The sequence below is a fragment of the Streptomyces sp. NPDC014734 genome (assembly GCF_043083325.1).
Classification (GTDB): domain Bacteria; phylum Actinomycetota; class Actinomycetes; order Streptomycetales; family Streptomycetaceae; genus Streptomyces.
This window is the reverse complement of the sequence record NZ_JBIBYN010000006.1, coordinates 51,618-71,499: the sequence shown is the minus strand read 5'-3', so window position 1 is coordinate 71,499 and position 19,882 is coordinate 51,618. Positions and strand designations below refer to the sequence as shown.

The following is a 19,882-nucleotide window of genomic DNA, read 5'->3' as shown; positions in this document are numbered from 1 at the left end:
CTCACGACCCGGCGTTGACGTTGGCGAAGACGACGGCGGCGATCGCCAGGACCAGGGAACCGGCCAGGAGCGCGCCGAGGTAGGTCTGCACGTTCCCGGTCTGGGCGCGGCGGACGGCGGTGCCGAGCCAGCGCGCCCCGGTGCCGGAGCCGCGCACGTAGGTGTCGACGACCTCGCGGTCCAGGAAGCGGACCAGGCTCGCCGCGGCCTGTACGGGGCGGACGAACAGGGCCGTGTACAGGGCGTCGAGGTGGAAGCCGGTGGCGGCGTGGCGGTGGAGCGGGCCGAGCAGCAGGCGGCCGGGGTCGGCCGGGTCGGGGGCGTCGCCCGCCGTGCCGTAGGCGGCGGTGTGCGCGGTCAGTGCCTCCGCCTCGACGAGGGCGGGTTCGGCGTCGGGGTGGGCGGCGACGGTGCCCACGGCGGTGCGGGCGGCGAGCGCCGTGGTGTGGCGCCAGGCCCCGTAGGTGATGAGTCCGCCTGCGAGGCCGACGCCGGTGGAGAGCACGGCGGTGGTCAGGGACGGGGTGAGGGCGTGGCCGTCGAACCAGTCGCCGATCGCGCCGACCGTGAGCCCGAAGGCGATCGTGGGGACGGCGAGGACCCACAGGACGGTGGTCATCGCGACGGGCTGGCGGCCGTGGTCCGGGACCTCGGCGCCGCGGCCCCGGAAGGCGAGGAGCCAGAGCCGGGTGGCGTAGGCGGCGGTGAGGACGGCGGCGAGCAGTCCGGCGACGAGTACGGTCCAGCCCGCGGCGGACGGGGCGACGTGCCGCTCCCCGAGCGCGGTGTGCTCGGCGGCGACGAGGACGGCTTCCTTGGAGAAGAAGCCGGCGAACGGCGGGATGGCGGCGAGCGCGAGCAGGGCGACGGTCATCGTCCAGTAGGCGTCCGGGATGCGCTTGGCCAGGCCGCCCATGCGTGACATGGCGGCCAGTGAGTTGGTTCCGGCGGCGTGGATGACGACGCCCGCCGCGAGGAAGAGGACGGCCTTGAACGCGCCGTGGGACAGGAGGTGGAAGACGGCGGCGGCGCGGTCGCCGACGGCGAGGGCCCCGGCCATGTAGCCGAGCTGGCCGATCGTCGAGTAGGCGAGGACGCGTTTGATGTCGTCCTGGGCGAGTGCGGCGAGCCCGGAGCCGATCATCGTGATCGCCGCCATCACGGAGAGGACGACGAGGGCGGCGCCGGACTGGGCGAAGACGGGGAGGAGCCGGGCCACGAAGTAGATGCCGGCGGCGACCATCGTCGCGGCGTGGATCAGCGCGGAGACCGGGGTGGGACCGGCCATCGCATCGGGCAGCCAGGTATGCAGGGGGAACTGCGCGGACTTGCCGGCGACGCCCGCGAGGAGCAGCAGGGCGATGAGTGTGGGGTGGTCGAGGCCGCCGCTCGCGACGGCGCCCAGGACGCGGGTGATGCGGAACGAGCCGGTGTCGGCGGCTAGCGCGAACAGTCCGATCAGGAAGGGGACGTCGCCGAGCTTGGTGACCAGGAAGGCCTTGAGGGAGGCGGCGCGGGCTTCGGGCGTCTCCCAGTAGTGGCCGACGAGGAAGTACGAGCAGATGCCCATGATCTCCCAGCCGACCAGGAGCACCATCAGGTCGCCGGAGTAGACGACGAGCAGCATCGCGGAGGTGAAGAGGGAGACGAGGGCGGCGTAGGAGGGGTAGCGGGGGTCGTCGCGCAGGTAGGCGGTCGAGTAGATCTGCACGCACGTGGCGACGAGCCCGACCAGCACGGCGACGAGGGCGGCGAAGCCGTCCAGGTGCAGGGCGAGGTCGATCGGGACCGAACCGGTGGGGGTGAGCCGGGTCGCCGCGTCGATGGCCCCGTCGCCGCCCTGGCGGAGGGCGACGACGACGGCCAGGCCGAAGGCGGCGAGGGTCGGCAGTACAGCGAGGGGGCGTACGAAGCCGGGGGCGGTGCGTCCGGTGAGCAGACCGGCCGCGGCGCCGAGGAACGGGAGGAGGGGGACGAGGACGGCGAGGGTCGTGGTGGTCACCTGGTGGCCTCTGCCTTCTTTGCCTTCCCTGCCGGAGCAGTGTCCTGGTCTTCGGTGGCGCGCCGCGTGCCGCTTCCGTCGGCCCCGTCGGCCCCGTCGTCGGGGAGCGCTTCGGCCGCGTCGGTCTCGGCGGTGTCGCGGAGCCGGTCGATGTCCGAGGTTCCGCGATTGCGGTACACGGCGAGGACGACGGCCAGGCCGATGCCGATCTCCGCCGCCGCGATCGCGATGGTGAAGAGGGTGAGGCCCTGGCCGGCGTGGAGGGTGTCGCGGAGCCAGACGTCAAAAGCGACGAGGTTGAGGTTGACGGCGTTGAGCATCAGCTCGACGGACATCAGGACCAGGATCGCGTTCCGGCGGGCGAGCACCCCGTAGAGCCCGGTGCAGAAGAGGAGGGCGGCGAGCACGGCGGGATAGGCGAGGTGCATCAGCTCTGCTCCTTGCCGTGCTTGCGGGACAGGACGACGGCGCCGACGAGGGCGGCGAGCAGCAGGACGGAGAGTGCCTCGAACGGCAGCACCCAGTGCCGGAAGAGGAACGCGCCGGTCACTTCGGTGGAGCCCCGGGCCGGGCCGTCGAGGTCGATCCAGGTGGCGCGGAAGGCGTCGACGACGACCCAGACGAGGGTGCCCGCGGACGCAGCGGCGACGCCGAGGGCCGCCCAGCGGTTGCCGGAGTCGACGTCCGGGGAGCGGCCGATCGGGGCCTTGGTGAGCATCAGTCCGAAGAGGAGGAGAACGACCACGGAACCGACGTAGATCAGTACCTGCACCCAGGCGATGAACTCGGCGGTGAGCAGGAGGTACTCGACGGCGAGCCCGCCGAGCGCCACGACCAGCCAGAGGGCCGCGTGCACGAGCTGCTTGGTCGTGACGGTGATGAGGGCGGCGCCGAGGGTGGCGATGCCGACGAGCACGAAGACGATCTCGACGCCGGTCGGGGAGAGGAACCCGGACGGAGCGGACTGGGCGGTCTGTACGGCCTGGGCGGCCTGCGCGAGAGGGGCGGACTGATCGAACCGGGTGAGGTGGGCGAGTTCAGTGGAGTGGGCGACGTGGGCCGCTACGGCTGCGAGTGTCACTCCTCCCCCTCTTCCTTCTCCGCCCTCTCGGGCCTGTCCGTCTTCTCGGTCGTCCCTGCCGCGGTCGTTCCCGGCTCGGCGGTCTGCTGGGCCTGCTGGGCCTCTTTGGCTCGCTGGGCTTCGAGTTTCTCCGCCGTCTTGCGCGCGGCGGCGATCTCCTTCGGCTCCTCGGCGCCCGGGTCGAGCGCGGGCGGTTCGGGCACCGTCCACATCCACTCGCGGAGCTTGTCGCGCTCATGAGTGAGTTCGCGGATGTCCGTCTCGGCGTACTCGAACTCCGGCGACCAGAACAGTGCGTCGAAGGGGCACACCTCGATGCAGATGCCGCAGTACATGCAGAGCGAGAAGTCGATCGCGAAGCGGTCGAGCACATTGCGGCTGCGCTCGCGTCCCCCCGGGGCGGCGGCCGGCACCGTCTCCTTGTGGGAGTCGATGTAGATGCACCAGTCCGGGCACTCGCGGGCACAGAGCATGCAGACCGTGCAGTTCTCCTCGAACAGCCCGATGACGCCGCGGGACCGGGGCGGGAGTTCGGGCTGGACGTCCGGGTACTGCGCGGTGACGGTCTTCCGTGTCATCGTCCGCAGGGTCACGGCCAGTCCCTTGGCCAGGCCGGAGCCGGGAATACGGGACCGGGCGGGCGGGGAGGGGTCGGGCCGGTGGGGCGGGTGGGACGCGGCCATCAGTTGATCGCCACCTTCACGATGCCGGTGAGCGCGATCTGCGCGAGAGCGAGCGGGATGAGCGTGGTCCAGGCGAGCTTCTGGAGCTGGTCCTCGCGGAGTCGGGGGTAGCTGACCCGCAGCCAGATCACGACGAAGGCGAGAATCGCGGTCTTGACGAGCGTCCACACCCAGCCGAATCCGTCGGCGCCGAACGGGCCGTGCCAGCCGCCGAGGAAGAGAACGGTGGTCAGGCCGCACAGCACCACGATGCCAGCGTATTCGGCGAGCAGGAACAGTGCGAAGCGCAGCCCGGTGTACTCGGTGTACGCGCCGAAGATGATCTCCGAGTCGGCGATCGGCATGTCGAACGGCGGACGCTGGAGTTCGGCGAGCCCGGCCACGAAGAAGACCAGCGCACCGACGATCTGCCAGGGCAGCCACCACCACTCGAAGGCGTCGAGGATGCCGGTGAGCGAGACGGTTCCGGCCGCCATCGCCACGGAGGCGGCGGCCAGCAGCATCGGCAGCTCGTACGCGAGGAGCTGGGCGGCCGTGCGCAGCCCTCCGAGGAGCGAGAACTTGTTGGCCGACGCCCAGCCGGCCATCAGTGAGCCGAGCACGCCGACACCCATCACGGCGAGCACGAAGAAGACGCCCGCGTCGACCACCTGCCCGACCGCTCCGTCGCCCGGCCCGATCGGGATGGCGACGAGTACGAGCAGGTACGGGAGCAGCGCGACGGCCGGGGCCAGCTGGAAGACTCGGCGGTCGGCCTCGGCCGGGACCACGTCCTCCTTCTGCGCGAACTTCACGCCGTCCGCGACGAGCTGAGCCCAGCCGTGGAAGCCACCGGCGTACATGGGTCCGAGGCGGCCCTGCATATGGGCCATCACCTTGTGCTCGGTCTGCCCCACGACGAGGGGGAGAACCATGAACGCGACGAAGACGATGACGAGCCGGAGGGCGACGTCGAGCACGTCGTTCACGCGGGATCGCCTCCGTGGGAGCGGTCGTCGGTCCGGGGCCGATCGGGGTTCCGGGGCTGGTCGGGAGCCAGGGGCTGGTCGGGAGCCAGGGGCTGGTCGGGAGCCAGGGGCTGGTCGGGAGCCGGGGGCTGGTCGGGAGCCGGGGGCTGGTCGGGGGTTTCGGCGGGTTCGGACGTCTTGGCCGGTCGAGCCGTTTCGGACCGTTCTTCAGGCGCCTTGGCACCGTCCGCATCGGCCTCGACCGGTTCGGGGCCGGTGCCGAATGCCGGGCGGGCGTGGTGCCAGGGGGCATCGCCGCTTCCGGTCTTCGCATCCGTTCCGGTCGCTCCCGTTCCGGTCGCTTCCGGTTCGGTTTTCCCGGCTCCGGTTTTTCCCGGTTCGGTCGTTCCCGGTTCGGTCGTTCCCGGTTCGGTTTTCCCGGCTCCGGTTTTTCCCGGTTCGGTCGTTCCCGGTTCGGTCGTTCCCGGTTCGGCGGCGGCGCGGCGCTGGCCGGCCGAGCCCTGGGCGGCGGTGCGGGTGCGGCGCGGCGGTACCGGAGCGGCCCCTTCGGCCGTGGCCGGTGCGGACGGTGCCGTGGCCGGTGCGGACGGTGCCGCGGCCGCCTGCTGCTGGCCGGCCGATCCCTGGCTCGCGCTGCGGGTACGACGCACCGGGCGGTCGCCCGCCGCGCGCGCGGTTCGGGCGGGACGGGACGGGGCGGGCGGGAGCTGGCCCTTCAGGGGCCCCCACTCATTCGGGTCGGGAACGCCCGGCGGCAGCATCGTGCGCCGCTTCGGTCCGCCGTGCTCCGACTCACCCGGCTCCTTCGCGCCGGGCCACGCCTTCGCGACGCGTGCCGCCAGTACGAAGTCCTTGCGCAGCGGGTGGCCCTCGAAGCCCTTGGGCAGCAGCAAGGGCACCAGATGGGGGTGGCCCTCGAAGCCGATGCCGAACATCTCGTGCGTCTCGCGCTCGTGCCAGGCGGCGCCCGCGTAGACGTGGACGGCGGTGGGGAGGGCGGCGGCGTCGTGCGGAACGGTCGTCCGGACAAGGAGGCGCCGGACCCTGCCCTCGGCAGGGGCCGCGACATGGGCGCAGACCCGGAAGCCGGTGCCCGGCTCGTCGACCGCGCTCAGCCAGTCGAAGAAGGTGCAGCCCAGCCGGTCGCGGGCCGTTTCGAGCGCGGTGATCCAGGAGGTGGCGGGAACGTCGACGGTCAGCAGGTCGTACGCGTACTCGGCCGTCGCGCCCTCGCCGAAGAGTTCGGCGGCGGCGTCCGGCAGCCGGTCGTAGGCCTCGGAGGCGTCGGAGACGTCGGAGACGTGCGCGGACCGCCCGCGCTCGTCCTGTCCGCTGCCGTCCGGCCGCAGGCCGTCGTACCCGCCGCCGTCCGGTTCCCGGCCGTCCGGGGCCGGGGCCGCGTTGCCGCGGTCTTCCGTTCCGGTCACTTCTGTTCCTCCCCCGGAACCGGCGGGGCGGCGACCAGGCCGCTGCGCAGCGCGTCGGTGGAGGGCCGCGCGTCACCGCCGGTCGCGTACCGCTCGCCCAGCGACTCGCGGGCGATCTTCTCCTGGAGTTTGAGGATGCCCTGGAGCAGCGCCTCGGGCCGGGGCGGGCAGCCCGGTACGTAGACGTCGACCGGAATGATCTGGTCGACCCCCTTCGTCACGGAGTAGGAGTCCCAGTACGGACCGCCGCAGTTGGAGCAGGCGCCGAACGAGATGACGTACTTGGGCTCGGGCATCTGCTCGTACAGCCGTTTCACGGCAGGAGCCATCTTGTCCGTCACCGTGCCGGAGACGATCATGAGGTCGGCCTGGCGGGGGCCGGGGGCGAACGGGATCACGCCGAGCCGGATGAAGTCGTGCCGGGCCATGGAGGCGGCGATGAACTCGATGGCGCAGCAGGCGAGCCCGAAGTTGAAGACCCAGAGGCTGTAGCGGCGGCCCCAGTTGAGGATCACCTTCATCGGCTCGGGAGCGAGGCGCGAGAGCACCCCGAGCCGCTTGGGCTCCGGCAGGAACGTCGGAACGTGCCGCGGTTCGGTGGTTCCGGTCCCGGAGGCCGACTCGGCACCCGCACCGGGCCGGTGCTCGGGGGGCGGCGGGCTCGTCACGTCCATTCGAGGACGCCCTTCTTCCATGCGTAGAGCAGTCCTACGGCCAGGAAACCGAGGAAGATGAACATCTCCACCAGGGTCGTCGCCCCGTATCCCGGCGCGGCGAAGACGGTCGCCCACGGGAACAGGAAGATCGAGTCGACGGCGAAGATCACGTACAGGAAGGCGTAGACGTAATAGCGGACCTGGGTATGTGCCCATCCTTCACCCACCGGGTCCACGCCGCACTCGTACGTCAGGAGCTTCTCCGGCGTCGGAACCACGGGACGCAGCAGTCGGCCGGCCCCGAAGGCCACGGCGACGAACAGCACGCCGATCACGGCGAGCAGTCCGATCACCGCGTATCCGTGGAAGTAGTCCGACGCGAGAACGGTCGGTTCCGGCAGGTCCGCCACGTCCGCCCCCCTCGTTCCCTCGAAACCGTTTCGGCGATGTGTGTACGCGGATGTTGTACGCACGGGAGTCTAGGCCCTGTTAAAGGGAGGGTAAGCAGTCGCGTCGGACAACAGTGGGGTTATCCCTACTTCACCCCACCCATGAGCCCCATGGCATGTACGGGCCGCACCCGGCAGGCTGGACGCATGACCATGAGCCCGTCTGTACCCGTCGACGACATGCCACCACCCGCCCGCCTCGCTCTCGACCGGTGGACGTGGAAGGAACTCGCCCACCTCCTGGCGAACCTCCCCATGGCCATCGTCGGGTTTCTTTACACGGTGTTCATGATCGGTATCGGTGTGGCGCTCACGGTCACGGTGGTCGGGCTGCCCCTGCTCGCCATCGGTCTGCACGGGGAACGGCTGGTCGGCCGGGTCGAGCGGGGCCGGGCGCGGTCGATGCTGGGCGTGCGGATCGACGAGCCCAGCCCGATGGTGCTCGCCCGCGCGGAACAGGGGTTCTTCCCGTGGCTCTGGTCGAGTCTCAAGGACCCGGTGGGCTGGCGGACCGCGCTGTACTCCTTCGTCCGGCTGCCGTGGGGCGTGCTCACGTTCGGCGTGATGGCCGTCTCCTTCTTCGTGCTGTGGCCGGTGCTCCCCTTCATCGCGCGGGTGCTCGGAAACGTCGACCGGGCGATGGTGCGCGGGCTGCTCGCGCCGTCCGACGAGTTGGAGCGCCGGATCGCCGAGCTGGAGTCGGACCGCGGGGTGGTCGTGGACACCGCCGCCGCCGACCTGCGCCGCATCGAACGCGACCTCCACGACGGCGCGCAGGCCCGCCTCGTCGCCCTCGCCATGGGCCTGGGCCTGGCCAAGGAGAAGCTCACCGACGACCCCGAGGCCGCCGCCCGCATGGTCGACGAGGCCCACGGCGAAGTGAAGGTCGCCCTCCAGGAACTCCGCGACCTCGCCCGCGGCATCCACCCCGCCGTCCTCACCGACCGCGGACTCGACGCCGCACTCTCCGCCATCGCCTCCCGCTGCACCGTCCCCGTCACGGTGACGGTGGATCTTCCCGCGCGTCCGGCGGAGGCGATCGAGGGGATCGCGTACTTCACGGTGTCCGAGCTGCTGCAGAACGTCAGCAAGCACAGCGCCGCCCGCTCCGCGACCGTCGACGTCTGGCGGACCGCCGACCGGCTCATGCTCCAGGTCACCGACAACGGACGCGGCGGCGCGCGGATGGACGGCGGCACGGGCATGGCCGGGCTGGCCGAACGGCTCGGTGCCGTCGACGGGCTGTTCGTCCTCGACTCGCCCGCGGGCGGCCCGACGACGGTCACCGCGGAGCTGCCCTGGCGGGACCGGGGCCAGAATCCCGATTCCGGCCGGGACCGGGGGGACCGCGGCCGGGTCCGCACGTCGCCCGCCGAGCGTTCCTGAGCCTGTCGGTTGGCCTTCGACCGGAAAGCGGACGCGGCGTGATGCGTGCGGTTCCAGGGCGCCGGAATGGCCCGGTGGCGGAGTTGCTCGGTCATGTCGGCAGCGCCGGAAGCGTGCGTGCCAGGACGTGGCCGCCGGGTCGGAGGCCACCCGACAGGCTCTGGGCCGGCCGGACCGCCCCGGACCTGCCGCAGGCCCCGACCCACGCGGACGCGCCGCCGGATGCCCCTCGACGCCGCGATGCCGCTCGACGCCGTGAGTCCGCTCGACGCCGTCGGGCGGCATCGGACACCGTCGCGCGCCCGGCGGTGGAGCCGTGCCCGGACCGGGACGGCCGCGCCCGACAGCGGAGCCACCACCCGGACCGGGGTGGGGAAAACCCCCCGCCCAGGAGGGATACCGCCCTCATGGTGAGTGATCCCCCGACCCGACATCCTTGGATTACGGCCGGAGAGCCGCCGCGGCCACCACTCGGCCCGGCGACCACCCGGCCCGTCGGCCCCATCCCGTAACACAGCACCCCAGCACCGCAGCACCCCAGCGCCCCAAGCACCCCAAGCACCTCGGCGAGAAGAACCGAACGTCGCCGAGAAGAACCCGGAAGAAACGGACACCACCCCATGGCCACGGCATACGGACCGGACACGCGGGACCACCAGCGGTCCCCGGGCGCCGGTTTCGGGGGCCACCCCCCGGTGAAGCACTTCCTTCCCGCCGGGTTGCGCGCGCCCTTCGAGGGCAGGACCTGGCGCGAGTTCGGCTATCTGCAACTGAGCCTGGTGATCAGCCCGGTCCTGTTCGCGCTGGCGATCAGCCTGACGACCGCGGGCCTGGGCATGCTGATCACCTTCCTCGGGGTCCCGGTCCTGGCCGGCTCGCTGGCGATGTGCCGCGGCTTCGGCGCGTTCGAGCGGGCCCGGGCGCGCGGGCTGCTGCACCTGGACGTGGCGGCCCCGGACCCGGTGCGCGGCCGGACCGGCGGCGCGATGTCCTGGATGGGTGCGGTCCTCAAGAACGGAGCTGCCTGGCGACACCTGCTCTACTCGCTGCTGCACTTCCCGTGGGCGATGTTCTCCGGTGTCGTCTCCCTGGTCTTCTGGGCGACCGGCTGGCCCCTCCTCACCTATCCGCTGTGGCAGTGGGTGTTCCCGACGTGGGTGGGGTCCGGCGGCATCCAGCTGTACGGCGACGACCACCACCGGATCTACCTCGACTCCCCCTTCGAACTTGCCGCGACCAGCGTGTGCGGCCTGGCCCTGGTCCTGTTCACGCCGTGGCTCATCCGCGGTCTGACGAGCGTGGACCGGCTGATGGTGGCGGGGCTGCTCGGCCCGTCCCGGCTGGCCACCCGCGTGATCGAGCTGGAGTCGGACCGCGGGGTGGTCGTGGACACCGCCGCCGCCGACCTGCGCCGCATCGAACGCGACCTCCACGACGGCGCGCAGGCCCGCCTCGTCGCCCTCGCCATGGATCTCGGTCTGGCCAAGGAGAAGCTCACCGACGACCCCGAGGCCGCCGCCCGCATGGTCGACGAGGCCCACGGCGAAGTGAAGGTCGCCCTCCAGGAACTCCGCGACCTCGCCCGCGGCATCCACCCCGCCGTCCTCACCGACCGCGGACTCGACGCCGCACTCTCCGCCATCGCCTCCCGCTGCACCGTCCCCGTCGTCGTCGAGGTCGACCTGGCGAGCCGGCCCGCCCAGGCGATCGAGGGGATCGCGTACTTCACGGTGTCCGAGCTGCTGCAGAACGTCAGCAAGCACAGCGCCGCCCGCTCCGCGACCGTCGACGTCTGGCGGACCGCCGACCGGCTCATGCTCCAGGTCACCGACAACGGACGCGGCGGCGCCGACGCCTCCTCGGGCAGCGGTCTGGCCGGCCTGGCGGAGCGCCTGAACGCGGTGGACGGAGTGCTCGTCGTGGACTCGCCGGCCGGCGGTCCCACCCGGATCACGGCCGAGCTGCCCTGGCGTGGCTGATTCTCTCCGTCCGTCCGGCCTTCCCGCCGTCGTCCCGCCGTCCGTCCCGCCTTCCCTCCGGGGTCCTTCCGTCCGCGGCGCCGCGGACGGAAGGACCCCGCGACCGCGGCGGGCCCGTACCCGTTTCCCCGCGTTTCCCCGCGCACGCGCACGGCGCCGAGGCACGGCCCCGGCGCCGCGGCCCTTCGCATCCCGTGCTCCCGGCCGCCGCACAGGCTCGAAATCAAGCCTGTGCGGCGGCCGGGAGCACGAAATCGCGAATACTGGGATGCTGGACGTCGTACGGGCAGGACCAGCGGACAGCGAATGAGCAGTGGGGGAACACAGCGTCATGGTGGAGGACAGGGTGCGTGTCGTCATCGCCGAGGATTCGGTACTGCTCCGGGAGGGACTCACCCGGCTGCTGACCGATCTCGGGCATGACGTCGTGGCGGGCGTGGGCGACGCCGAGGCGCTGATCAAGACGGTGCACGATCTCGCCGGCCAGGACGCGCTGCCCGATGTGGTGGTCGCCGACGTGCGGATGCCGCCGACCCACACCGACGAGGGCGTCCGCGCGGCGGTACGGCTGCGCAAGGAATACCCGGACATCGGGGTACTGGTCCTTTCGCAGTACGTGGAGGAGCAGTACGCGACCGAACTGCTGGCCGGTTCCAGCCGTGGTGTCGGCTACCTGCTGAAGGACCGGGTCGCCGAGGTCCGGGAATTCGTGGACGCGGTGGTCCGGGTGGCGCAGGGCGGCACGGCCCTGGACCCGGAGGTGGTGGCGCAGCTGCTGGGCCGCAGCCGCAAGCAGGACGTCCTGGCCGGGCTGACGCCGCGCGAGCGGGAGGTCCTCGGCCTGATGGCGGAGGGGCGGACGAACTCCGCGGTGGCCAGGCAGCTCGTGGTGAGCGACGGCGCCGTGGAGAAGCACGTCAGCAACATCTTCCTGAAGCTGGGACTGTCCCCCAGCGAGGGGGACCACCGCCGGGTCCTCGCGGTGCTGACCTACCTGAACTCCTGAGGAACTGACACGCTGTCAGATGACTGACGGCACGGCGACCGGCCGCCGCGGGCACCCCTCGGCGGCCGTCCCTCCGACCGGCTCCTCGACCGGGTCACGACCGGATTTCGCGGCAGGGCCGGGGCCGAGGTCCTACAACCAAAGAATGAACGCGCAGTGTCTTCGTCGAACGGCTGGGGGCTCGCAAAACATGACAAACCGGTATCGAAGTGCGTCTCAAAACAGCGTCCACCATGTGATCGGTCCGGGGGAGGCGACCCTTACCGACGTAGGGTGGGCCCCGGGACCGCCGGTCGGCCGGCCGGTCCCGAACCGCCGCCCCGAGGGAGGTCCAGTTCAGTGAGCCAGGTCAGTAGCCCAGCCGAACAGGCCGATGAGGCCGGTGAGTCGCTCGTCGGGGGACAGCGTGCTCCGGGTGCCGATCGCACGGGCACGAGCGAGAAGGAGATCCGCCGCCTGGACCGGGTGATCATCCGGTTCGCGGGTGACTCCGGTGACGGCATGCAGCTCACGGGGGACCGGTTCACTTCGGAGACGGCTTCGTTCGGGAACGATCTGTCGACGCTGCCGAACTTCCCCGCCGAGATCCGCGCCCCCGCAGGCACCCTGCCGGGGGTTTCGTCGTTCCAGCTTCACTTCGCCGACCACGACATCCTCACCCCCGGCGACGCCCCCGACGTACTGGTCGCGATGAACCCGGCCGCGCTGCGGGCGAACATCGGCGACGTACCGCGCGGCGCCGAAATCATCGTGAACACCGACGAGTTCACCAAACGACCGATGGCGAAGGTCGGCTACACCACCAGTCCGCTGGAGGACGGGTCCCTGGAGGCCTACAGCGTCCACCCGGTGCCGCTGACGACGCTCACGATCGAGGCGCTGAAGGAGTTCGGGCTCTCCCGCAAGGAGGCCGAGCGCTCGAAGAACATGTTCGCGCTCGGGCTGCTCTCCTGGATGTACCACCGCCCGACCGAGGGCACCGAGGCGTTCCTGCGCACGAAGTTCGCGAAGAAGCCTCAGATCGCCGAGGCGAACGTGGCGGCGTTCCGTGCCGGGTGGAACTTCGGCGAGACGACGGAGGACTTCGCCGTCTCCTACGAGGTGGCACCCGCCTCGCAGGCGTTCCCGACGGGGACGTACCGCAACATCTCCGGAAACCTCGCGCTGTCCTACGGGCTGATCGCCGCGTCCCGGCAGGCGGACCTCCCGCTCTACCTGGGCTCGTACCCGATCACCCCGGCCTCCGACATCCTGCACGAACTGTCCCGGCACAAGAACTTCGGCGTGCGCACCTTCCAGGCCGAGGACGAGATCGCCGGAATCGGTGCGGCGCTGGGCGCGGCGTTCGGGGGCTCGCTCGCGGTGACGACGACGTCGGGCCCCGGGGTGGCGCTGAAGTCGGAGACGATCGGGCTGGCGGTCTCGCTGGAGCTGCCACTGGTCGTCGTCGACATCCAGCGCGGCGGCCCGTCGACGGGGCTGCCGACCAAGACCGAGCAGGCCGATCTGCTCCAGGCGATGTACGGGCGCAACGGCGAGGCCCCGGTGCCGGTGGTGGCTCCCAGGACCCCGGCGGACTGTTTCGACGCGGCCCTGGACGCCGCCCGGATCGCCCTCACCTACCGCACCCCGGTGTTCCTGCTCTCCGACGGCTACCTGGCCAACGGTTCCGAACCGTGGAAGATCCCGGAGACCGGCGAGCTGCCCGATCTGCGCGTCCGGTTCGCCACCGGCCCCAACCACGAACTCGCCGACGGCACCGAGGTGTTCTGGCCCTACAAGCGCGACCCGCAGACCCTGGCCCGCCCCTGGGCCGTCCCCGGCACCCCCGGCCTCGAACACCGCATCGGCGGTATCGAGAAGCAGGACGGCAGCGGCAACATCTCCTACGACCCGGCCAACCACGACCTCATGGTCCGCACCCGCCAGGCCAAGATCGACGGCATCGAGGTGCCGGACGTGGAGGTCGACGACCCGGCCGGGGCCCGGACCCTCGTTCTGGGCTGGGGCTCCACCTACGGCCCGATCACCGCGGCCGTACGCCGGCTGCGCGCCGCGGGGCGCCCCATCGCCCAGGCCCACCTGCGCCACCTCAATCCCTTCCCGAAGAACCTCGGCGACGTGCTGAAGAGCTACGAGAAGGTGGTCGTACCCGAGATGAACCTCGGTCAGCTCGCCACCCTGATCCGGGCCAGGTACCTCGTGGACGCACACAGCTACAACCAGGTCAACGGAATGCCGTTCAAGGCCGAACAGCTCGCGACGGCTCTTGAGGAGGCCATCGATGCCTGACACCAACGAACTCCTCCACCTGGTGCCCCGGGCCGAGGCCAAGCAGTCGATGAAGGACTTCAAGTCCGACCAGGAAGTGCGCTGGTGCCCCGGCTGCGGCGACTACGCGGTCCTCGCCGCCGTGCAGGGCTTCATGCCGGAGCTGGGTCTGGCGAAGGAGAACATCGTCTTCGTCTCCGGCATCGGCTGCTCGTCCCGCTTCCCGTACTACATGAACACCTTCGGGATGCACTCCATCCACGGCCGCGCCCCCGCCATCGCCACCGGGCTGGCCACCTCCCGCCGCGATCTGTCGGTCTGGGTCGTCACCGGTGACGGCGACGCGCTGTCCATCGGCGGCAACCACCTCATCCACGCCCTGCGCCGCAACGTCAACCTCAAGATCCTCCTCTTCAACAACCGGATCTACGGACTCACCAAGGGGCAGTACTCCCCCACCTCCGAATCCGGAAAGATCACCAAGTCGACGCCGATGGGGTCGCTCGACGCCCCCTTCAACCCGGTGTCCCTCGCCATCGGCGCGGAGGCGTCCTTCGTCGCCCGCACCATCGACTCCGACCGCAAGCACCTCACCAGCGTGCTGCGGGCGGCGGCCGACCACCCCGGTACCGCCCTCGTCGAGATCTACCAGAACTGCAACATCTTCAACGACGGCGCCTTCGAGGCCCTCAAGGACAAGGACCGGGCCCAGGACGCGGTGATCCGCCTCGAACACGGCAGGCCGATCCTGTTCGGCACCGACGACTCCAGGGGCGTCGTCCGCGACCCCGCCACCGGCGACCTGGAGATCGTCACCGTCACCGAGGACAACAGGGCGCGGATCCTCGTTCACGACGCGCACGCCACGTCACCGACGACGGCCTTCGCGCTGTCCCGGCTCGCCGACCCCGACACCCTGCACCAGACCCCCATCGGGGTGCTGCGCAGTGTGGAGCGGCCGGTCTACGACACGCAGATGGCCGAACAGCTCGACACCGCCGTCGAACGGAACGGCAAGGGCGATCTCGCCGCCCTGCTCGCGGGCAACGACACCTGGACGGTCGTCGGCTGACGGAGGCCCCCGAACACCTCACGACCGCCGGACGGGCTGAATTTCGGCCCGTCCGGCGCCGTGCGGGCCGGTGGACGGGTGGTCGGCCGCGCACCATGTGGCCATGGCCCTGGACCGTCCCGTGTATCGCATCAAGCGGCATCTGCTCGGCAGACCACTCACCACCGAGCGCATCGGCGAGCAGAAGCTGAACAACCGGACGGCGCTCGGGGTGCTCGCCTCCGACTGCATCAGCTCGTCCGCGTACGGCTCCGAGGAGATGCTCCGGGTCCTCGTGCCGGTCGTCGGTGCCGCCGCGTTCACCCTGCTCATGCCGGTGACCGGCGCGATCCTGTTCGTCCTGGTGCTGCTGACGCTCTGTTACAGCGACGTCGTGATGATCTACACCCGGGCGGGCGGGTCGTACGTCGTCGCCCGGGAGAACTTCGGCCCCGACGTGGCGCAGGTCGCCGCCGTGGCGCTGCTCGTCGACTACATCGTCACGGTGGCCGTGCAGACCTCGGCCGGTACCAACGCCCTGATCTCGCTCGCCCATCTGGTGGGCAACGGCTTCACCGGGCTGGACCACCTCCAGCTCCCGGTGTCGGTCGTCGTGATCGTGCTGCTGATGTACGGGAATCTGCGCGGGGTCCGCGAGGCGGGCCGGGCCTTCGCGCTGCCCGCCTACCTCTTCATGGCGGCGGTGGGCCTGATCCTGGTCGCCGCCGGGGTCCGTTGGCTGCTGGGCGAGCTGCCGCACGCCGATCTGCACGCCGAGGGGGTGGTGCCGCTCGGCACCCCGGGCAACGGCTGGCTCTACGGCGCCTCGCTCTTCATCGTGCTGCGCTCGTTCGCCAACGGCGGCTCGTCGCTGACCGGGCTCGAAGCGATCTCCAACGGCATCTCCACGTTCCGTGAACCCCAGGGCCGCAACGCGCGGCGCACCCTCATCGCCATGAGCGCGGTGCTCGGCGTCCTGGTGCTGGGGGTCTCCGCGCTGGCGCACTTGACCCACGCCGTCCCGTACAAGGACGGAACCCCGACCGTCATCGCGCAGGAGGCGCACCTCGCGTTCGGCGGCGGCCCGCTCGGCACCGCCGGGCTGGTCTTCGTGCAGCTGGCGACCGCGCTGGTGCTGTACACCGGTGCCAACACCCCGTTCACCGGCTTCCCGTACCTCGCCAGTTTCGTCGCCCAGGACAGGTTCCTGCCCCGGCAGCTGACCCGGCGCGGGCACCGGCTGGCGTTCTCCAACGGCATCATCGCGCTGACCGTGGTCTCGCTGGCGCTGCTGCTGGTGACCGGCGCCAGTGTGGACCGGCTGGTGGCGTTGTACGCGATCGGTGTGTTCACCGCGTTCACCATGGCCGGGGCCGGTCTGACCGCGTACCACCTGCGCCGCCGCGAACCGCACCGCAGGCTGAAGATCGCGGTCAACGGGCTCGCCGCGTTCATCTCGGCCGCCGTCGTGCTGATCTTCGCGGTCACCAAGTTCACCGAGGGCGCCTGGCTGGTCGTGGTGATCTTCCCGCTCGGGGTGTGGGCCCTGATGCGGATCAACCGCGAGTACCGGCACGAGGCTGCCGCGTTGCGGGGCATCCAGGCCCCGGGGGCCGACCGGGAGCTTTTCCGCCGTCACCTGGTCCTCGTCCTCGTCGAGACGCTGGACCTGGCGACGCTCAAGGCCCTGCGGTACGCCCATGAGCTGCGACCGGACGAGATCCGGGCGGTGCACTTCGCGATCGACGAGGCGTACGGCAGGCGGCTTGCCTCCCGCTGGGGGGCGACGGCCGCCACCTCCGTGCCGCTGGAGCTGGTGGCGTGCCCCGACCGGCGGCTGCGGCACGCGATGATGCAGCTCGCCGCCCGGGCCACGGCGGACGGGGACACCTGGCTGACGGTGCTGGTGCCGCGGCGGACGTACCGCAACGTGCTCGGGAAGCTGCTGCACCGGGGCACCGGCGAGCAGCTGGCGAAGACACTTGCACGACTGCCGCATGTGGCGGTGACGATCCTGCCGTTCGACGTCTCGCACGCACTGCGGGAGCTGGAGGAGGGGGAAGCGCCGCAGCCGGACTGACCGCCCCGCGCCGACCGCCCGGGACCGCCCTCAGGCCTCGCCGGCCTTCTGCCGGTCGTAGGTCTCGCGCGCCGCCCGCACCACGTCCAGGCGCCGCTCCGTCCAGCGGGCCAGCGCCCATACCTGCTCGGCGGCCTCCCGGCCCAGCGCGGTGAGCGAGTAGTCCACCCGCGGCGGGATGACCGGTGCCGCGTCCCGGTGCACGAAACCGTCGCGCTCCAGCGTCCGGAGGGTCTGGGCCAGCATCTTCTCGCTGACGCCGCCGACCTCGCGGCGCAGTTCGCTGAAGCGGTACGAGCGTTCCAGCAGCGCGGCGAGGACCAGCACGCCCCAGCGGCTGGTGACGTGTTCGAGCACCAGCCGGGAGGGGCACATCGGGCGGTTCACGTCGGGCTTCCGGTCCGCCTCGGAGGCACGGGCCGCCTCGGAGGCACGGGCCGGGGCGGACGCCGGGTTCGCGCCGGACGCGCGGTTCACACCAGGCATGTGCTTCACATCGGGCGTGTGCTTCACATCGGGCGTGTGCCTCACATCGGGCGTGTGCCTCACATCGGATGCGTGAGACGCATCCGGCATCGGAGACACGTCGGACGTGCGGTCGTCGGGTCTGCGGTCCGGGGCACTCACGCTCATGCCAGTACCTTACTTCAAAGTGGGTACTTTCCCATGGTTAGTACCCACCCTAGGGTGAGTATCAAGCCCGAACGAGGACCAGCGCCACCCGAATGAGGAGACCCCCATGAGCATCGTCGTCACCGGAGCCACCGGAGCTCTCGGCCGGCTCGTCGTCGACAAGCTTCTCGCCACCGTCCCCGCCGACGGGATCGCCGCCGTCGTCCGCGACGAGGCGAAGGCCGCCCCGCTCGCCGCCCGCGGCGTCGAGATCCGCGTCGCCGACTACGACCGCCCCGAGTCCCTCAAGGGCGCCTTCCGGGCCGGTGACCGCGTTCTGCTCGTCTCCGGCAGCGAGGTGGGCCGACGCGTCCCGCAGCACACCGCCGTCATCGACGCGGCCAAGGAGGCGGGCGTGGCGCAGCTCGCGTACACCGGCATCCTCGGCGGACCCGACGCCGACTTCGAGCTGGCCGCCGAGCACAAGGTCACCGAGCGGCTGATCCTCGACTCCGGGCTGCCGCACACCTTCCTGCGCAACGGCTGGTACACCGAGAACTACACCGCCAACCTCGGCCCCGTCCTGGAGCACGGCGCCGTCGTCGCCAATGCCGGTGACGGCCGGGTCGCCTCCGCCAGCAGGGCCGACTACGCCGCCGCGGCGGTCGCCGTACTGACCGGCGAGGGCCACATCGGGGCGGCGTACGAGCTGAGCGGCGACATCGCCTGGTCGCTCGCGGAGTACGCGGCCGAGATCGCCAAGGCCGCCGGCAGGGACATCGAGTACCGGAACGTCCCGGCCGCCGCGCACCAGGAGATCCTGGTCGGCGCCGGCGTGCCCGAGCCGTTCGCCGCGATCCTTGTCGACGTGGACGCGGCGATCGAACGCGGTCTGCTCGCCGGTACGAGCGGCGACCTGGCCCGGCTGATCGGCCGGCCCACGACGCCGCTCGCCGAGACGGTGGCCGCGGCGGTGGCGGCCACCGGGGCCTGACCACCGCCCCTCCGGCCTCCCGGGCCCCCGGAAACCCGGGCGTCCCCTGTCATGACCGTATGACGATACGGCCATGACAGGGGACGTCGGGCGGGGATACCGTCGTGCCGTCGACACCGTGGTCGGCACACACGCCGGGAGGGGCCCGTGAAGGGGACGAATGATCAACGGGCCGGACTGCTCTCCGGTGTCGCGGCCTACGGAATGTGGGGCGTCGTCCCCCTGTTCTGGCCGCTGCTCAAGCCGGCCGGGTCGGTCGAGATCCTCGCCCACCGCATGGTCTGGTCCCTCGGTGTCGTCGCCATCGCCCTGCTGGTGCTGCGCCGCTGGTCCTGGATCGGTGAGCTGATACGGCAGCCGAGGAAGCTCGGGCTGATATCGGTCGCCGCGGCCGTGATCACGGTCAACTGGGGTCTGTACATCTGGTCCGTGAACAACGGCCACGTCGTCGAGGCGTCGCTCGGCTACTTCATCAATCCGCTGGTCACCATCGCCATGGGCGTCCTGCTGCTCGGCGAACGGCTGCGCCCCGCACAGTGGGTGGCGGTCGGCACCGGTGTCGCGGCGGTGCTCGTGCTGGCGATCGGCTACGGGCGGCCGCCGTGGATCTCGCTGGCGCTGGCGTTCTCCTTCGCGACCTACGGCCTGGCGAAGAAGAAGGTCGCCATGGGCGGCCTGGAATCGCTCACCGCCGAGACCGCCGTGCTGTTCCTGCCCGCCCTCGGCTATCTGCTGTGGCTGGGCGCGCGCTCCACGTCGACCTTCGGCTCCGAGGGTCTCGGCCATGCGGCGCTGCTCGCCTCGACGGGCGTGGTGACGGCCATCCCGCTCGTCCTGTTCGGGGCGGCGGCGATCCGGGTGCCGCTGTCCACACTGGGCCTGCTCCAGTACCTGGCCCCGGTCTTCCAGTTCATTCTGGGCATCGTGTACTTCCACGAGGAGATGCCGCCCGAGCGGTGGGCCGGATTCGCCCTGGTGTGGCTGGCGCTCACCCTGTTGACCTGGGACGCGTTCCGGACGGTACGACGAGCGCGGGCGCAGATGCGGGCCGGTACGGCGCGGGCGGCGACGCGTTCCACCGCTCCAACACCGCCGGCCGGGGATTCCGCCACGGCCCCCGCGTCCCGGGACACGGCTCCGGCATCCCCGGAGGCCACGACCACACCTTAAAAGTTACCTGGTTGCATTTTTAACTCGGTTGCGTTTTGCTGGGTCTCCCACGGAACCACGACCGAGG

Annotated in this window: 17 protein-coding genes; 8 read left to right on the top strand and 9 right to left on the bottom strand. The window is 71.2% G+C overall.

Features of this window, described 5'->3' with window-relative positions; translation table 11 throughout:
- Position 1: 1 nt before the first annotated feature.
- The 8 genes from ACF1CT_RS12320 to ACF1CT_RS12285 all read right to left on the bottom strand — a co-directional run bounded on the left by ACF1CT_RS12320 (position 2) and on the right by ACF1CT_RS12285 (position 7,227).
- Entirely contained in the window at positions 2-2,002 is a 2,001-nt protein-coding gene (locus tag ACF1CT_RS12320; protein ID WP_391783762.1) for an NADH-quinone oxidoreductase subunit L, read from the bottom strand.
- Positions 1,999-2,430, bottom strand: coding sequence for an NADH-quinone oxidoreductase subunit NuoK (gene nuoK, locus ACF1CT_RS12315; RefSeq protein ID WP_391783761.1), 432 nt, complete (start codon positions 2,428-2,430; stop codon positions 1,999-2,001). The genes ACF1CT_RS12320 and nuoK overlap by 4 nt, the downstream gene beginning before the upstream one ends.
- Positions 2,430-2,927: an NADH-quinone oxidoreductase subunit J gene (locus ACF1CT_RS12310; RefSeq protein ID WP_391783967.1), complete on the bottom strand. Its 498-nt coding sequence runs from the start codon at positions 2,925-2,927 to the stop codon at positions 2,430-2,432. Before ACF1CT_RS12310 ends, nuoK begins: the two co-directional genes overlap by 1 nt.
- Positions 2,928-3,079: 152 nt before the next feature.
- The gene (locus ACF1CT_RS12305; RefSeq protein WP_391783760.1) at positions 3,080-3,766 is read right to left on the bottom strand and encodes a NuoI/complex I 23 kDa subunit family protein; all 687 of its coding nucleotides are present in this window, start codon (positions 3,764-3,766) and stop codon (positions 3,080-3,082) included.
- Complete coding sequence (locus ACF1CT_RS12300) at positions 3,766-4,734, bottom strand: NADH-quinone oxidoreductase subunit H (RefSeq protein ID WP_391783759.1); 969 nt, start codon at positions 4,732-4,734, stop codon at positions 3,766-3,768. The genes ACF1CT_RS12305 and ACF1CT_RS12300 overlap by 1 nt, the downstream gene beginning before the upstream one ends.
- Positions 4,731-5,996: an NADH-quinone oxidoreductase subunit C gene (locus tag ACF1CT_RS12295; RefSeq protein ID WP_391783966.1), complete on the bottom strand. Its 1,266-nt coding sequence runs from the start codon at positions 5,994-5,996 to the stop codon at positions 4,731-4,733. The genes ACF1CT_RS12300 and ACF1CT_RS12295 overlap by 4 nt, the downstream gene beginning before the upstream one ends.
- Positions 5,997-6,157: 161 nt before the next feature.
- The gene (locus tag ACF1CT_RS12290; protein WP_391783758.1) at positions 6,158-6,835 is read right to left on the bottom strand and encodes an NADH-quinone oxidoreductase subunit B; all 678 of its coding nucleotides are present in this window, start codon (positions 6,833-6,835) and stop codon (positions 6,158-6,160) included.
- The gene (locus ACF1CT_RS12285; RefSeq protein WP_391783757.1) at positions 6,826-7,227 is read right to left on the bottom strand and encodes an NADH-quinone oxidoreductase subunit A; all 402 of its coding nucleotides are present in this window, start codon (positions 7,225-7,227) and stop codon (positions 6,826-6,828) included. The genes ACF1CT_RS12290 and ACF1CT_RS12285 overlap by 10 nt, the downstream gene beginning before the upstream one ends.
- Positions 7,228-7,413: 186 nt before the next feature.
- Here ACF1CT_RS12285 and ACF1CT_RS12280 point away from each other — a divergent pair, with 186 nt between their 5' ends.
- The 6 genes from ACF1CT_RS12280 (at position 7,414) to ACF1CT_RS12255 (ending at position 17,039) form a co-directional block, all read left to right on the top strand.
- Complete coding sequence (locus tag ACF1CT_RS12280) at positions 7,414-8,652, top strand: sensor histidine kinase (RefSeq protein WP_391783756.1); 1,239 nt, start codon at positions 7,414-7,416, stop codon at positions 8,650-8,652.
- A 620-nt stretch (positions 8,653-9,272) separates the two neighbouring features.
- Positions 9,273-10,631, top strand: coding sequence for a sensor histidine kinase (locus ACF1CT_RS12275; RefSeq protein WP_391783755.1), 1,359 nt, complete (start codon positions 9,273-9,275; stop codon positions 10,629-10,631).
- Between the two features lie 331 nt (positions 10,632-10,962).
- Positions 10,963-11,637 carry a response regulator gene (locus ACF1CT_RS12270; protein ID WP_391783754.1) on the top strand — a complete coding sequence of 225 codons (675 nt, stop codon included), beginning with the start codon at positions 10,963-10,965 and terminating at the stop codon, positions 11,635-11,637.
- A 339-nt stretch (positions 11,638-11,976) separates the two neighbouring features.
- The gene (locus tag ACF1CT_RS12265) at positions 11,977-13,929 is read left to right on the top strand and encodes a 2-oxoacid:acceptor oxidoreductase subunit alpha (protein ID WP_391783753.1); all 1,953 of its coding nucleotides are present in this window, start codon (positions 11,977-11,979) and stop codon (positions 13,927-13,929) included.
- A complete protein-coding gene (locus ACF1CT_RS12260; protein ID WP_391783752.1) occupies positions 13,922-14,980 on the top strand; it encodes a 2-oxoacid:ferredoxin oxidoreductase subunit beta in 1,059 nt (352 codons plus the stop codon). Before ACF1CT_RS12265 ends, ACF1CT_RS12260 begins: the two co-directional genes overlap by 8 nt.
- A 103-nt stretch (positions 14,981-15,083) precedes the next feature.
- Positions 15,084-17,039, top strand: a complete 1,956-nt coding sequence (locus ACF1CT_RS12255) for an APC family permease (RefSeq protein ID WP_391783751.1) — start codon at positions 15,084-15,086, stop codon at positions 17,037-17,039.
- A gap of 30 nt (positions 17,040-17,069) precedes the next feature.
- Here the strand turns inward: ACF1CT_RS12255 and ACF1CT_RS12250 are convergent, their stop codons facing one another.
- Positions 17,070-17,414 carry a winged helix-turn-helix transcriptional regulator gene (locus tag ACF1CT_RS12250; protein ID WP_391783965.1) on the bottom strand — a complete coding sequence of 115 codons (345 nt, stop codon included), beginning with the start codon at positions 17,412-17,414 and terminating at the stop codon, positions 17,070-17,072.
- Between the two features lie 364 nt (positions 17,415-17,778).
- Here ACF1CT_RS12250 and ACF1CT_RS12245 point away from each other — a divergent pair, with 364 nt between their 5' ends.
- Complete coding sequence (locus tag ACF1CT_RS12245; RefSeq protein ID WP_391783750.1) at positions 17,779-18,645, top strand: SDR family oxidoreductase; 867 nt, start codon at positions 17,779-17,781, stop codon at positions 18,643-18,645.
- A gap of 147 nt (positions 18,646-18,792) precedes the next feature.
- Positions 18,793-19,815, top strand: coding sequence for an EamA family transporter RarD (rarD, locus tag ACF1CT_RS12240; protein ID WP_391783749.1), 1,023 nt, complete (start codon positions 18,793-18,795; stop codon positions 19,813-19,815).
- Positions 19,816-19,882: the final 67 nt, after the last annotated feature.

Excerpts from the sequence above, each read along its gene's own strand:
- nuoK (WP_391783761.1), bottom strand. The coding sequence starts at position 2,430 with ATGCACCTCGCCTATCCCGCCGTGCTCGCCGCCCTCCTCTTCTGCACC.
- ACF1CT_RS12305 (WP_391783760.1), bottom strand. The coding sequence starts at position 3,766 with ATGGCCGCGTCCCACCCGCCCCACCGGCCCGACCCCTCCCCGCCCGCC.
- ACF1CT_RS12290 (WP_391783758.1), bottom strand. The coding sequence starts at position 6,835 with ATGGACGTGACGAGCCCGCCGCCCCCCGAGCACCGGCCCGGTGCGGGT.
- ACF1CT_RS12280 (WP_391783756.1), top strand. The coding sequence starts at position 7,414 with ATGACCATGAGCCCGTCTGTACCCGTCGACGACATGCCACCACCCGCC.
- ACF1CT_RS12275 (WP_391783755.1), top strand. The coding sequence starts at position 9,273 with ATGGCCACGGCATACGGACCGGACACGCGGGACCACCAGCGGTCCCCG.
- ACF1CT_RS12270 (WP_391783754.1), top strand. The coding sequence starts at position 10,963 with ATGGTGGAGGACAGGGTGCGTGTCGTCATCGCCGAGGATTCGGTACTG.
- ACF1CT_RS12260 (WP_391783752.1), top strand. The coding sequence starts at position 13,922 with ATGCCTGACACCAACGAACTCCTCCACCTGGTGCCCCGGGCCGAGGCC.
- ACF1CT_RS12255 (WP_391783751.1), top strand. The coding sequence starts at position 15,084 with ATGGCCCTGGACCGTCCCGTGTATCGCATCAAGCGGCATCTGCTCGGC.
- ACF1CT_RS12250 (WP_391783965.1), bottom strand. The coding sequence starts at position 17,414 with ATGTGCCCCTCCCGGCTGGTGCTCGAACACGTCACCAGCCGCTGGGGC.
- ACF1CT_RS12245 (WP_391783750.1), top strand. The coding sequence starts at position 17,779 with ATGAGCATCGTCGTCACCGGAGCCACCGGAGCTCTCGGCCGGCTCGTC.